The 13,807-nt window shown below is 41.9% G+C and carries 12 protein-coding genes; 6 read left to right on the top strand and 6 right to left on the bottom strand.

Features of this window, described 5'->3' with window-relative positions:
• Positions 1–256 precede the first annotated feature (256 nt).
• From ACTNB8_RS03370 to ACTNB8_RS03345, 6 genes are all read left to right on the top strand, one after another.
• Complete coding sequence (locus tag ACTNB8_RS03370; protein ID WP_441052302.1) at positions 257–1,513, top strand: RNA-guided endonuclease InsQ/TnpB family protein; 1,257 nt, start codon at positions 257–259, stop codon at positions 1,511–1,513.
• 186 nt (positions 1,514–1,699) lie between these two features.
• Positions 1,700–2,602, top strand: a complete 903-nt coding sequence (locus ACTNB8_RS03365; protein ID WP_441052300.1) for an undecaprenyl-diphosphate phosphatase — start codon at positions 1,700–1,702, stop codon at positions 2,600–2,602.
• Positions 2,603–2,733: 131 nt separating this feature from the next.
• Positions 2,734–3,690: a hypothetical protein gene (locus tag ACTNB8_RS03360; protein WP_441052298.1), complete on the top strand. Its 957-nt coding sequence runs from the start codon at positions 2,734–2,736 to the stop codon at positions 3,688–3,690.
• 420 nt (positions 3,691–4,110) lie between these two features.
• Positions 4,111–4,926 (top strand): molybdate ABC transporter substrate-binding protein, encoded by an 816-nt coding sequence (modA, locus tag ACTNB8_RS03355; RefSeq protein WP_441052296.1) that lies wholly within the window; start codon positions 4,111–4,113, stop codon positions 4,924–4,926.
• Positions 4,919–5,614 carry a molybdate ABC transporter permease subunit gene (modB, locus tag ACTNB8_RS03350; protein WP_441052294.1) on the top strand — a complete coding sequence of 232 codons (696 nt, stop codon included), beginning with the start codon at positions 4,919–4,921 and terminating at the stop codon, positions 5,612–5,614. Before modA ends, modB begins: the two co-directional genes overlap by 8 nt.
• On the top strand, positions 5,614–6,663 hold the full coding sequence (locus ACTNB8_RS03345) for a sulfate/molybdate ABC transporter ATP-binding protein (RefSeq protein WP_441052292.1): 1,050 nt from the start codon (positions 5,614–5,616) through the stop codon (positions 6,661–6,663). The genes modB and ACTNB8_RS03345 overlap by 1 nt, the downstream gene beginning before the upstream one ends.
• 643 nt (positions 6,664–7,306) lie before the next feature.
• On the opposite strand, the gene ACTNB8_RS03340 is transcribed toward ACTNB8_RS03345, so the two are convergent.
• From ACTNB8_RS03340 to ACTNB8_RS03315, 6 genes are all read right to left on the bottom strand, one after another.
• Positions 7,307–8,386: a PucR family transcriptional regulator gene (locus ACTNB8_RS03340; protein WP_441052290.1), complete on the bottom strand. Its 1,080-nt coding sequence runs from the start codon at positions 8,384–8,386 to the stop codon at positions 7,307–7,309.
• Positions 8,387–8,455: 69 nt separating this feature from the next.
• On the bottom strand, positions 8,456–9,547 hold the full coding sequence (locus ACTNB8_RS03335) for an ABC transporter ATP-binding protein (RefSeq protein ID WP_441052288.1): 1,092 nt from the start codon (positions 9,545–9,547) through the stop codon (positions 8,456–8,458).
• Positions 9,548–9,729: 182 nt separating this feature from the next.
• Entirely contained in the window at positions 9,730–10,608 is an 879-nt protein-coding gene (locus ACTNB8_RS03330; protein ID WP_441052287.1) for a damage-control phosphatase ARMT1 family protein, read from the bottom strand.
• Positions 10,609–10,788: 180 nt separating this feature from the next.
• Positions 10,789–12,147, bottom strand: a complete 1,359-nt coding sequence (locus tag ACTNB8_RS03325) for a M20 family metallopeptidase (protein ID WP_441052286.1) — start codon at positions 12,145–12,147, stop codon at positions 10,789–10,791.
• A gap of 124 nt (positions 12,148–12,271) precedes the next feature.
• The gene (locus ACTNB8_RS03320) at positions 12,272–12,745 is read right to left on the bottom strand and encodes a CinA family protein (protein WP_441052284.1); all 474 of its coding nucleotides are present in this window, start codon (positions 12,743–12,745) and stop codon (positions 12,272–12,274) included.
• Positions 12,746–12,756: 11 nt separating this feature from the next.
• Positions 12,757–13,740, bottom strand: a complete 984-nt coding sequence (locus ACTNB8_RS03315; protein WP_441052282.1) for a GGDEF domain-containing protein — start codon at positions 13,738–13,740, stop codon at positions 12,757–12,759.
• Positions 13,741–13,807 lie beyond the last annotated feature (67 nt).

The following is a 13,807-nucleotide window of genomic DNA, read 5'->3' as shown; positions in this document are numbered from 1 at the left end:
GAGAACGATAAGTTTTTCCGGTCTTTCATAACTTAGTACAATAAGCGGGAATCCTCGGCAATTCAATTACCGAGATGAAAGCGCAGCATTGTGCGTATCCGCACAAAAAATATGACAACAAAAATTGATTCCTTATATCTCCTGATCATTGTATTTGTTTTCAGAAGTAAGCAGGTCAGGTCTGCGTTGAAAAGCAAGAGCATTTTGTGCTATGATATAAACATAGTAGAAATTATGAATCAGAAGGAGAATGGAGATGCTGCTGTCACATAAAACGTCTATAAGGATCAGTCAGGAATATTCCAATATCATAGGTCATATGTGTTATGCAGCTTCCAAACTCTGGAATGTCTGCAACTATGAACGCCATCATTATAAAGAGCTGGGACTGGAAAAGTATCCTGACTGGTATTATCAGAAAAAAGCACATAAAGGAGATCTGTGGTACAGACAGCTTCCGTCACAGACAGCGCAGGAGACCTGCAAGCAGCTGGACAAAGCATGGAAATCTTTCTATGTACTGAAAAAGACCGGAGGGATCAAAGAACCAAATCCGCCTTGTTTTAAACAGGACAATATACCTGTCACATATATGCAGATGGGGATCCGGCATGAGAAAGGTTCAGACCAGTTGCGGCTGTCTCTGCCAAAGGATCTGAAAAGCTACATGGAAGAAACATACGGGATCCATGAAAAATTTCTATATCTTGAAAATAAGATTTTCAGGGACATGGATCATATAAAACAGCTGCGGATCTATCCACCGGAAAACGGTAAATGTGACCTTATCGTTATCTGTGAGATCGAAGAACCAGAGCAGCTTTCGCAGAATGGACATTATTTATCTGTTGATCCAGGTCTTCACAATCTGATGACCTGTTATGATTCCGGAAATGGCAGGAGTTTTATCCTTGGAAGGAAATATCTTTCATTGGAAAGATATTTTCATAAAGAGATCGCCAGGGTTCAGTCTGTATGGTATGCCCAGCAGTCAGAGAAAGGTATAAAATATTCAAAATCATCGAAACACATCCGGAGACTTTACAGGAAAAAACAGAATGCAGTGAAGGATTACCTTCACAAAGTGACCAGATGGATTGCAGAATACTGCAGAAAAGAAGATATCCGCTGTGTGGTTGTGGGAGACATCCGAAATATCCGTAAAGAGAAAGATATGGGGCATAAGACCAACCAGAAGTTTCACGGACTGCCATATAACAGGCTGTATATCATGCTGGAATATAAGCTGAAACTGTATGGGATCCAATTGATAAAACAAGAGGAAAGCTATACCAGCCAGTGCAGTCCATTATCACCGGGAGTATCAAAAAGATATGCAGAAGCATCAAATCGAAAAGAACGGGGCGTGTATATAACTGACGGAGTAAGATATAATGCAGATGCAGTAGGCGCATTTAATATCCTGCGGAAATATCTTTCCGTATCCGGAAAGCAAAAAGAACTGTCCGTAACCGGACTGAAAAATCCAAAAATAATAAAAGTAGCTGCATAGCCGAAAGGCAAGCAGTATTGGTGTCATGGACGCACCCTGAAAAAAGGCGGTATCCTGCCAGATTTCAGATGCTCTGGTAACTCAGTTGCCGAGTAGTTCACGAAGTTCTGAAGCAGGAAATATCAGAGAAAATGCTGCATAAAAATGGTAAATACAAGATAACAGAGAAAGGATGTTAAAATCAGTATGAATATCGTGGAATTTATAAAAGCTGTTATTCTGGGAATTGTAGAAGGAATTACAGAATGGCTGCCCATCAGCAGTACCGGTCATATGATACTTGTTGATGAATTTATCAAACTGAATGTGACAGATGAGTTTAGGGAGTTTTTCCTTGTAGTGATCCAGCTGGGAGCTATACTGGCTGTTGTGGTTCTGTACTGGAGCAAGTTGTGGCCGTTTTATATCCGACCGCTTTCATCAAAGCAGAAAAAAGTTTTGTCCGGAAAACCTGTAGTTACAAGAGGAATCCTGACATTTGTAGAGCGATTCTGTGATAAAGATAAATGGATTCTCTGGTTCAAGATTTTGTTCGCATGTATCCCGACAATAGTAATTGCACTCCCGTTTAATGATGTGATTGAAAAAAATTTCAATAACTATGTAGTAGTTGCAATTGCGCTGATCGTTTACGGTGTGATCTTTATCATTGTGGAAGACTATAATAAGAAAAGAAAACCGACCTGTACTTCGCTGGAAAATCTGAGCTTCAAAACAGCATTTCTGATCGGGATTTTTCAGGTGCTTTCTGTAGTTCCGGGAACATCACGTTCCGGTTCTACTATCATTGGAGGTATTCTGGTGGGAACCTCCAGAACAGTAGCTGCGGAATTTACTTTCTTCCTGGCAATTCCGGTTATGTTCGGAGCAAGTCTTCTAAAACTGGTTAAATTTGGATTTGTTTTTACAGGGACAGAAATTATGATTCTGGTTACCGGTGTTGTTGTAGCATTTGTTGTCTCAATTCTGGCAATTAAATTTCTTATGAGCTATATCAAGAAACATGATTTCAAAGCATTTGGATGGTACAGGATCATTCTTGGTGTTCTTGTACTGGGATATTTTGCAGGAAAAACATTACTGGGATAAATGATAATATACATTTGACTTTTTTTAAAATCAGTGTGATAATAAAAATACTTTACAGAAGTGTTAAAAAAATGTAACTGTTCAATACTTTTTCGGTTACTTATCCGATAAACAGAAAGGGCGATGATATTATGAAAAGATATAAATATATAACAGCAATTCTGGGAGTATCACTTGTACTGACCATGGCGGGATGTGGTAAAAAAGCGGAGACAGCAGAAGTAACACCTACACCTGCGCCGACAGCAGCTCCTACAGCAGTTCCGGTGACAGTGACACCTGTACCTACTTCCACACCTGCGCCAAAGATAATTGGTGTAAAAACATCTCAGGCGAAATACATTTATCTGACAAACAGCCTTGCCTCTGATCTGAGAGAAATCTACCTGGTAAAATCCGGCAGCGAAGATGAAGACTGGGGCAAAAATCTTATTCCTGCAGAGTCATCTGTAAAAGCAGCAGAGCAGGTTCAGATGTATTATACACCTGAATCATCAGATTCCACAGAGTCAGCAGAATCTTCAGAGGATTCTTCTGAAGATTCAACATCTGCAACTGGAACACTTTATGATATGAAGATTGTAACAGCAGATGGAAATACTTACCAGATCTACAGCGTAGAACTCAGTGATATGGAAAAAGCTTCGCTGACTATGGAAGAAGATTCTTCTGCTGCATATCTGCGTTATATGAGCCTTTCTGAAAAGAAAGAAAAGGACACAAAAGAAAATTCACAGCAGACTTCATCAAGTGATGATTACGATGAAGAAAGCAGCGATTCCAGTAGTGACAGCAGTGATTACGACTATGACAGCAGCGATGACAGCTATGACAGTAGCAGTGATGACAGCAGCAGTGAATCCAGTGATAGCAGCAGCGACAGCAGTGAATCTAGTGATAGCAGCAGCGATTCCGGCGATAACAGCAGTGATTCCAGCGACAGTAACAGTGATGACAGCAGTTACGATAATGCAGGAGATGCGGATGATGATACTTACTACGGCAACGGTGATGATGGCGGTTATGTAGAAGATGATTCCAGCGAAGGCTATGATACAGATGAGGACAGCAGTGGAGAATGGAACTGATTTTGAACAGAGTACTGTACATAGTAATATATTCAGAGATCTGAGGGTAGAAATATCTTCAGATCTTTTTTTATAGGAAATTACTGCATTATATTGTGTCTCAAAAAAAGTTTTTGACTTTTATAAAGAATATCTATGGGGTTACGGGGGCAGATAAATTGACTTAAAAAACTGACTAAGGTAAAATATTATTATGATTTGTAAGAGATATCAGATGTGAGATGACTCCCACCTCTTTAGGTGGCGAGCAACAAATCAGTATCAGTGGTGGGAGTCAATCCCCCATCTGATATAGCCTCCGGCAGGATTGCAGAGATGCGCAGAAGAAGTATGTCATGCATTGCATGACGCGCATCTCGCAGCAAGAATGCAGAGGCATTCTTGAATGAAATATATGGAAATTTACGGAGGTACAGATATATGAAGAAAAAATTAGCAGTTATTATGCTGGCGGGAGCTATGACAGCAGGACTTACAGCCGGAAGTGTACAGGCATCAGCCGAAGAGCCGTCAGGAGAACTTTATGTATTTATTGCAGCAAGCTTAAGCAACGCAATGGAAGAAATTCAGAAAGATTTTAATGAAGAGTATCCGGACGTGGAGATTCTTTATAATGCAGACAGTTCAGGAACGCTGCAGACACAGATTGAAGAAGGATCCAGATGTGATATCTTCTTTTCAGCTGCAGACAAGCAGATGGATGCACTTGTAGATGAAAAACTTGCAGATAAAGATTCTGTTGTTGATCTTCTTGAGAACAAAGTAGTTCTGATCAAACCAAAGGGTGGCGAAACAAAAGTAACAGGGTTTGAGAATATCACAGATGCAAAGAACATTGCACTTGCAGGAGAAGACGTGCCTGTAGGACAGTATGCCCGTGAAATCTTTACAAACATGGGAATCATGGATAAAGTAAATGAGATGGAGATCAACGAGGGCAAGAATGTAACAGAAGTACTTGCAGCAGTTAAAGAAGGAAGCAACAAAGTTGGTGTTGTATATGCTACAGACGCAGCTTCGGTTTCTGATGAAGTGGATGTTATAGCGGAAGCACCTGTTGATTCCTTGAAAACACCTGTTTACTACCCGGTAGGCCTTACAGTAGATACTGAGGCGTCAGACTCCGAAAAAGCCGCAGCAGATGCTTTCCTGAAATATCTTCAGACAGATGATGCGATGGAAATATTTGAAGAATATGGATTTGCACCTGTAGAAGAGGATAAAGTTAATGGGTAACTTTTTACAGGAAATCAACTGGAGTCCTCTCTGGATTTCTCTGAAAACAGGAGTTGTGGCAACTACGATCGCTTTTTTCCTGGGAATTTTCTGTGCAAGAAAAACAATGAAATTAAAGCCGGTCTCAAGAGCTGTACTGGATGGCATCCTCACGATGCCTCTGGTGCTTCCGCCTACTGTGGCTGGCTTTTTCTTATTATTGATTTTCAGTCTGCGCAGACCTTTCGGAAGTTTTCTTATGGAAACTTTTGATTTTAAAGTTGTACAGACATGGAAGGGCTGTGTGATCGCAGCAGCGGTGATCGCATTTCCTCTGATGTACAGAAATGCCAGGGCTGCATTTGAGCAGGTAGATGTGAATTTGATTTATGCAGGGCAGACATTGGGAATGAGTGAACGCAGAATTTTCTGGAAAGTGATCGTACCTGCGGCAGGACCTGGAATTGCTTCCGGAACAGTACTTGCTTTTGCAAGAGCGATTGGAGAATATGGGGCAACATCAATGCTTGCGGGAAACATTCTCGGAAAAACAAGAACAGTTTCCGTGGCGATTGCAGCAGAAACAGCAGCTGGTAATTATGATATTGCCGGATTCTGGGTAGTCGTGATCGTGTTGATTTCTTTCATGATCGTGGCACTGATCAATATTGTTTCCGGCAGGGGAATGAAAAGCAGAAGGTGGATCTGATGGCAATTACAGTAGATATAGAAAAAAACTTCAAAGACTTCCACTTAAAGGCTTCGTTTGACAGTAATACGTCATCGACAGGAATTCTTGGCGCGTCAGGAAGCGGAAAAAGCATGACGCTCAGATGTATTGCCGGAATTGAAAAACCGGACAGAGGAAGGATCATAATCAACGGAAGGACTGTGTTTGATTCCGAAATTAAAATCAATCTGAAACCACAGGAACGCAGGATAGGATATCTATTTCAGAATTATGCGCTTTTTCCGACAATGTCTGTAAAAGATAATATTGGATGTGGATTTCGCGGAGCAAAAGCTGACCGGGAGTCGGCAATCAGTGATTACATAGAAAGATATCATCTTGAAGGCCTGGAAAACAGACTTCCCTCCCAGCTTTCCGGAGGGCAGCAGCAGAGAGTGGCGTTGGCTCGAATGATGATCGGAGAGCCGGAGGCTATCCTGCTTGATGAGCCTTTTTCGGCGCTTGACGGGTATCTGAAAGATATTCTGCAAAAAGACATGCAGGAGTTCCTGAGCCAGTATAAAGGCGATATGCTGATGGTAACGCACAGCAGAGATGAAGCGTTTCGGTTCTGTAGAGAACTGATGCTTCTTAAAGAGGGGAAAACACTTACATTCGGGAATACAAGGCAGTTATTTGAGCAGCCGGGGCTTCTTGAGGCAGCCAGACTTACAGGCTGTAAGAATAATTCCAGGATAGAAAGAATGGGTGATCATGAGGTTTTTGCACTTGACTGGGGAGTGTCATTGAGAACCCTGCAAAAAGTTGAAAAGGACATGACACACATTGCGATACGTGGACACTGGATACAGCCTTCAGAACAAAACGGCGAAAATTGTGTCGCATTTGAAGCCGCTGAATATGTGGAAACAACTTTTGAGCATCAGTATCTGGTGAAGAGCCCCGGAATGGAGGAAAATGCTGTTTTGTGGTGGATGCGCCCGAAGCATGATTTCAGGGAAAAGCCGATGGAAAATCTGCCGGCATATCTGTATCTGCCACCCGAGCATCTGATGTTGTTGAGGTAGTTCGCCGGGAATCCCCGACTGGGAAAATGGACGAGGAAGGATATATCTGTGGAACGCTGGAGAGAAGATAAAATGTGTGGATAAAGAGACACCGGAGATTCATAAAAGTGGATTACTGGACACAGACCTTACGACGGAATCTCACTTATTGTCCGGTAACCATTTTTATGAATTTCCGGCTGACTAAGCCACAGTGTGTAATCTCTCCCCAGCAGTTCTGGCTGGATACATGTCCTTTTTTCGGCATTTTCCCATCCACCCCAGCTCATTTAGCAGTGGCTTTGCCGCTGCTCACCCCCAAATACTTATATCGAAAGTGCGTGACAGGAAGGAAAAGGACAATAAAACAGCCGGAGATATTATCAGATTAACAGAATTGAACTGTTACCTGCTGCATAGATTCCGTTGGTGAGATTTGGGCTAGCTGCTGCCACAGAGCCTGTTGTTTGAGCCGTCAGGCGAGTTACAGCGAATGGCAGCAAATAAGCGCCCGAATCGAAGTAGGAATCGCAGCGGTAGCAGGAAATCTGTTATCTGTATAATATAATCCGGCGTAATATTTACTATTATTATACATTTATTCTGTCACACACGCCTCATATAAGTTACATAACTACTGCTCACTTCGTTATGTCTCGGGATATTAGCTACGGCTGGTTGTCAGATAACTACTTACCAGCATTGCCAGTTTGAAGGTCAGTGCATCTTCAAATGTCCTCAGATCCAGTCCGAACTTCTTCTGGATTTTTTCAAATCGGTAAACCAGCGTATTACGGTGAACATAAAGCTGTCTTGATGTTTCCGACAGATTCAGATTATTCTCAAAAAAAGTCCGGATAATCGCAAGAGTTTCCCCGTCGATCGAATCCAGTGATTCCTCACCGAAAATTTCCTGAATAAACAGCTCACAGACAGAGACTGGAAGCTGATAGATCAGACGTCCGATACCAAGACGACGATATCCGAATACATTCCGTTCAGCATAAAAAATCTTGCCGATTTCCATGGCAGTTCTGGCTTCCTTATAAGCATTTGAAAGCTGCTTCAGATCATCAGCAACATTACTGTAGGAAACCCATGCCTGCGTCATGGCTTCTGTTCCAAGCATATCTACCAGCATGTAGGCAATATTTTCCAGATCATCATAAGACTCCGTGGAAGTAAGTTCCCTTACAACAATAATACTGTTGTCATCTACAGAAGTGATAAAATCCTTTGTTCTCGCTGAGAAAATATTCCGTATAGTGGCAAGCGCATGTTCATCTCTTGCCTGACGGGTTTCCACAACAAAGACCGCCCTTTGAGAAGACGGGGAAATATGCAGCTTCTTTGCCCTGTTAAAAGCATCTACCTCTGAATAATTTCCAAGAAGAAGATTCTGCATAAAAGTATTCTTATCATTCTTTTCAGCATAGGCTTCCAGAAGGCTCTGAATCTGGCATACAGCCAGCTCGCCTATTGTTGGCATACTTTCACCAGAACCCCATACAAGCAGCAGATAGGCACAGTCTCCCTTGTTCATGACCTTGTAAAGACAGAGAGAGGTGTTGGAGATACAGAGAGCATCACTGTTGCGAAAATCTTCCAGTTTACTTCTGGAGGGAAGACGTTTCTGACATGTGGAAACATAAATACTGTTGTCTTCCAGAAGAAGACAGAAGTCCAAATGACTTATATTTTTCCAGTTTTCCAGATATTTCTGAATTGTATTCTGAAGAGACATAAGACAGGCTCCTTTCATAATAAAAAGAACCCGGGGAAAATCCCCCGGGTCTTATTTGGTTTATATTGATTAGTTTGTGATAACCAGTTCAGTTTCTTTGTCAAAGAAATGAGTTTTGTCCATATCAAAGTTAAATTTAACAGGATCGCCGGTTTTTGCTTTTGTACGAGGATCTACGCGAGCTGTGATCTGAGTTCCGTTTACATCGAAATACAGGAATACTTCTGCACCAAGAAGCTCGTATACTTTAACTACGGAAGACATAACACCATCCGGTGTATCTGCAACATCTTCAGGACGGATACCCATAACAACAGTTTTTCCTACATAACCGCCATCTTTGAGAGCTTTAGCTTTTGCAGCAGGAATAACCAGCTCATATTCGCCGAGTTTGGCAATAACATCAGAGCCTTTTTCCTGGATTTCAACATCAAGGAAGTTCATCTGCGGTGATCCCATAAATCCTGCAACGAAAAGGTTGCCTGGTTTCTGGTACAGATTCTGTGGTGTATCTACCTGCTGTACAACACCATCTTTCATAACAACGATTCTGGTACCAAGAGTCATAGCCTCTGTCTGGTCATGTGTTACGTAAATGATAGTTGCGCCCAGTCTCTGATGGATCTTGGAAATCTCGATACGCATCTGTACACGAAGTTTTGCATCAAGGTTGGAAAGAGGTTCGTCCATAAGGAATACCTTAGGATTACGAACGATAGCACGTCCCATGGCAACACGCTGTCTCTGTCCACCGGAAAGAGCTTTCGGTTTACGGTCAAGAAGTTTTTCAAGGTCAAGAATTCTGGCAGCTTCACGAACTGCTTTATCGATTTCGTCTTTCGGAACTTTACGAAGTTTCAGACCAAATGCCATGTTATCATAAACAGTCATATGAGGATACAGCGCATAGTTCTGGAATACCATTGCGATGTCACGATCTTTAGGCTCAACGTCATTCATGACTTTGTCACCGATCTTTAAGGTACCGCTGGTGATTTCTTCAAGTCCGGCTACCATACGGAGTGTTGTGGATTTTCCACATCCTGAAGGTCCTACGAAGATGATGAACTCTTTGTCTTCGATTTCAAGGTTAAAATCTTTAACGGCTTCAAAACCGTTCGGGTATGTTTTGTTAATGTGCTGTAAAGATAAACTTGCCATTATTAAATCCCTCCAAAATAATTTTCGATAAACTTTACTTTTGTTTCAACTGTTGTCAGTATAACGAAAAAAAGAAAGAGATTCCATAGCAAGAACTTACAAACATTTCTGATGTTTCTTGACAGATTGACGAAATGCCGGGGAGCGTTCGTCATTCTGACGGAAAGTGCAGATTGTTATGGTCAGTCTGTACGACGTTCGTTAAGGAACATACCCTCCAGAGGGCGGGCATTGAACTGGATCTGAAACCATTCACATTTACAGAGAAACAGATAATAAATATTCAGACCACAGTCATGAAGGGTTTCGTAATTTCCCTGTCCCTTGGAGATAATGAGATCCGCATCTGAAAGTATGCGCCGGGTTTCTGTGTTGATGCCGGGAAGCCAGGTACCGCCGACACCGCTTCCGTTTCCGATGACAGATACAAGATCAGTAAGACCGGTTTCAATGGCATCTTCCATTGTGGCATCATTTACAACAGGGATACCACGTACAATGACTGTGATATCAAGATCAGGATACTGCTCTTTCAGAATACGTATCGCCAGCTTATCCAGAACAATCTCACCACAGTTATCTGTCAGATAGGCCAGTTTTGATGCATGGGCAAGATCTTTTTTCAGATTGTCGTATTCAATGGCTGGAAGCGGGTCTTTGTTTTCTTCACGCAGAAGTCGGAGGACCGTTTCTCTGTCTACATGGGAAAGTGCTGCAAAATCAATGTAATTGCCGATACGGGCATACAAAAGAGCGGTTGCCAGCGGATCATCTGAGCTTCGGATTTCAGCTTCTATAGAAGCCTCCATATCAAGCATCAGCTGGTTAAATTCTTTTTTTACAGTGGAATAATCGTCAGAAGGCTGTTCACCCCAGTAATCATGGTATAATTTACGCAGATCAATAGATATGCTGGGTGCACAGTCGTCGTCACCTGCCTGAGAGAGTTTTTCCATGACCTTTTGCATATAGAGCGTCTTTTTTTCCATGTTATCAAAATGGCGTATCTTTTTTTCCTGTTTGTTAACTGCACAGCACATGCAGAATGGATTAAGTTTCATAAATATCTTTTCCTTTACTTATTACTTCAGGCTGCTGTAAATATAATAAACAGTAACCTGCTAAATTATAGCATGATTCAGGGTAAAATTCCATCACCGAAGGTAATACAGAAGATAATAAAATAAAACTGCCGGAAGTTTATGAAGCTTCGCGGCAGTTTTATTACTGATGGTGTGATTTTAAATTGCAAGAAGATTTCGAATTGCTTCCATGAACAGGTAAATATCTTCTTCCATACCGGATACGAGCATAAATTCATCAGCACCGTGGATTCGATAGTCAACACCAAGCATTTCAGGACCGAATGCAATGATGTTTTTGAGTGATTTTGCATAAGTTCCACCGCCGATAACAAGAGGTTTATTTTCGGTGTCACCGGTTACATCTGTATAAGCTTTGTACAAGGCGGTCACAAGCGGAGATTCTCTTGGGAAGAAAAGAGGATTTTCACCACCGAGAAATTCAATGTGTCCGTTTTCATCATCAAGTTTAGCTTCGCACATTTTTCTGAGATCGTCCAGTTTCAGGGTAACAGGAAATCTGATGTCGATCGTACAGGAGATAACGCCGTCCTCTGTTTTTACAATTCCGTTATTAAAAGTAAGAGCACCGTATTCATCTTCGCATTTGAGACCGATGCCGGAACCATCGCAGGCAGTTCCAAGGTGACTGTTGTAGAAGGTTATAAAATCATCTTCAAAGCCGGCTTCTGCAAGACACTCACAGGTTACACCGGCAGCATTTACACCCAGAGTCGGTGTGCTTGCATGTGCAGGAATACCTTTCGCAAAGACAGTGATCTGGCCATCCTGTTCAGTTACTCTGTATTCCTGAAGTCTGGTTTCAGAAAGTGCTTTTTCGAGTTTTTCCTTAAGACCTTCTTCAGCAGGAATTACGGTCGTGCATTCATCACAGACTGCATTGGATACAAAACCACCGTTCATGGAAATGATTTTTGTTTTTTTGGAAGATGCCATCATGGCACACATACCTTTTTCACCGTGAATACACGGGAAGTTGCCATCTGGTGTGAAACCACAGGAAAGCTCCTCGTCTACTTCGTTATAATGTTCCATACATTTGGAACCTGTTTCTTCATTACACCCCATGATGAGACGGACTCTTTTGTTAAGCTTGATTCCGGAATCACGGAGCAGTTTCATAGCATAAAGTGCTTCTATAACAGGTCCTTTGTCATCAGTGGTTCCACGACCGTATACATAATCACCTTCACGTGTAAGTGTGAAAGGTTCATGTGTCCATCCGCCGCCTGCAGGCACAATGTCCAGATGGCCGGCGATACCGATGATATCTTCGCCTTCACCCATTTCGGCATAACCACAGTAGTTATCAAGATTTACAGTTTTAAATCCAAGTTCATCTGCAATTTTAAGTGCTTCATGAAGAGCCTGTGCAGGTCCTTTTCCGAAAGGCATGTCTTTTTCTGGTGTGCCAAGATGGGAGTCAATGGCAACAAGTCTGCCGATGTTTGAGATAACTTCATCTGACAATGCGTGTATTTCTTCTTTTATATTCATGATTTCCTCCAATTTTTTGCCGGTTTCTGTCAAAATAAATCTGAAAGAACCTGGTCAATTATACTGAACATTATAATCACATAGAAAAATAATGCAAGAGTAAGATAACAGGCAGTGCGTCATATTATATAAGTTCGGACAATTTTTCAAATACTTTATCAGCGTACATTTTTTTGATTGCGTGACGATTCATATCAGTAACATCTGCACTTATCTCAAAGATATGTGCATCGCCGTGAATGGCGATACAGAAAAAAGCTTTACCCTGGATGCTGTCTGCATTATTGGGATCGAGATTTCCGGTAGTGCCGGTGATGCCGATACCAATATCAGTATTCAGGTTTTTCATGGCAGTTTTTGCCATTGCTTCTGCACATTCCGCTGAATAGACACCGAAGCAGCTGATTATGTCTGAATCAACACCGACCAGAATTTTTGTCTCGTTCAGGTAAGTGACATAACCTCCAGGAAAGATTGCAGAAGCTCCTTCCGTGTCCGTGATCATTGATGCGATCATTCCGGAAGTGCAGCTCTCCATAGTTGAAATAGTTGTATGTGTGTGAATCAGTTTTTTTATAACAGAATCTCTTATATTCATAAAATCCCTCTTTAACAGTTGTTTCTGCGGCCATGGCCGCTGTGCTGGTAATATTCTTTTTTCTGCATGTACATTATCCTGTCAGCTTCTTTTACAAGTTCTTCAATGGAGAGACCCTTATGTTCAGATGCCAGAGCATATCCGGCAGACAAACTCAGAGTTTTGATCCTTTTTCCTGTCCAGCTGTCTGTTTGCTGCTTTAAATCTGACAGAGCAGATTCTGCCTGTTCTCGTGAGAAACTGGCAAATACAACAAATTCATCTCCGCCAATACGAAATACTTTTCCGTTTTTTCCCAGGATTTCGTCAATACATTTGGCCGCTCCACAGATCAGTTCATCGCCGGCTTCATGACCGATAGAATCATTAACGGCCTTCAATCCGTTGATATCAAGCAGAAAAACTGCAAAATTATCCGGCATGGAGTCGTTGAGCGCATTAATATAAGCAAAACGGCTGAGTACACCGGTTAATGCATCTCTGGAGATTATGACCTGTTGTTCCGCAATTTCCTCATCCAGCTGAAGCTGGGAAAATTCAGAATAATGAATGAATAGGAATGCGGAACCGAAAGTAACGGCAAGGTATGCAACGCGATAATCAGAACCCAGCAATTCCTGCATGCCAATGCCGGAAAAAACGAGCAGGATAATTGCATAGAGAGATTTTTGGTTCTGCTTTCGGAAATATTTTCCATAGGAGATCATTCTGACAGTGATACTGATGATGATCAGTGAGTAAAAAGCTATATAGACCGGATAAAGCGGACCATGTCGGTATCTGTTCTGGCTGTCGATCACAATCATCCAGCCGTTAAAAGCAGATATGATCTGGAAGACTGTATTTCCGATAAAAAGCCATCGGAGAAGCCATTTGTGAGGGGTATCCTTTTGCATCAGGGCAATTATTGCGCCTCCGGTCATAGGTGTCAGCGTATAATCAACAGCTTTGACAGCTGCCAGCAGACCACTGGGAATATATGTTTTTCCACTCATATGAACTCCGGCACATTCAGCAGTTGCTGCTACGGCGATCAGAATATTGGTCGCAATAAATAATCTC

The sequence above is a fragment of the Blautia sp. HCP28S3_G10 genome, from assembly GCF_052065235.1.
Classification (GTDB): domain Bacteria; phylum Bacillota; class Clostridia; order Lachnospirales; family Lachnospiraceae; genus Blautia_A.
Note: the sequence above shows the minus strand (reverse complement) of the source record. Positions and strands in the feature narration are given on the sequence as shown.

What these genes read in the sequence shown, in the direction of transcription:
- ACTNB8_RS03330 (WP_441052287.1), bottom strand. Translation starts at nt 10,608, where the DNA reads ATGAAACTTAATCCATTCTGCATGTGCTGTGCAGTTAACAAACAGGAA.
- ACTNB8_RS03345 (WP_441052292.1), top strand. Translation starts at nt 5,614, where the DNA reads ATGGCAATTACAGTAGATATAGAAAAAAACTTCAAAGACTTCCACTTA.
- ACTNB8_RS03360 (WP_441052298.1), top strand. Translation starts at nt 2,734, where the DNA reads ATGAAAAGATATAAATATATAACAGCAATTCTGGGAGTATCACTTGTA.
- ACTNB8_RS03365 (WP_441052300.1), top strand. Translation starts at nt 1,700, where the DNA reads ATGAATATCGTGGAATTTATAAAAGCTGTTATTCTGGGAATTGTAGAA.
- ACTNB8_RS03335 (WP_441052288.1), bottom strand. Translation starts at nt 9,547, where the DNA reads ATGGCAAGTTTATCTTTACAGCACATTAACAAAACATACCCGAACGGT.
- ACTNB8_RS03370 (WP_441052302.1), top strand. Translation starts at nt 257, where the DNA reads ATGCTGCTGTCACATAAAACGTCTATAAGGATCAGTCAGGAATATTCC.
- modA (WP_441052296.1), top strand. Translation starts at nt 4,111, where the DNA reads ATGAAGAAAAAATTAGCAGTTATTATGCTGGCGGGAGCTATGACAGCA.
- ACTNB8_RS03340 (WP_441052290.1), bottom strand. Translation starts at nt 8,386, where the DNA reads ATGTCTCTTCAGAATACAATTCAGAAATATCTGGAAAACTGGAAAAAT.
- modB (WP_441052294.1), top strand. Translation starts at nt 4,919, where the DNA reads ATGGGTAACTTTTTACAGGAAATCAACTGGAGTCCTCTCTGGATTTCT.
- ACTNB8_RS03325 (WP_441052286.1), bottom strand. Translation starts at nt 12,147, where the DNA reads ATGAATATAAAAGAAGAAATACACGCATTGTCAGATGAAGTTATCTCA.
- ACTNB8_RS03320 (WP_441052284.1), bottom strand. Translation starts at nt 12,745, where the DNA reads ATGAATATAAGAGATTCTGTTATAAAAAAACTGATTCACACACATACA.
- ACTNB8_RS03315 (WP_441052282.1), bottom strand. Translation starts at nt 13,740, where the DNA reads ATGAGTGGAAAAACATATATTCCCAGTGGTCTGCTGGCAGCTGTCAAA.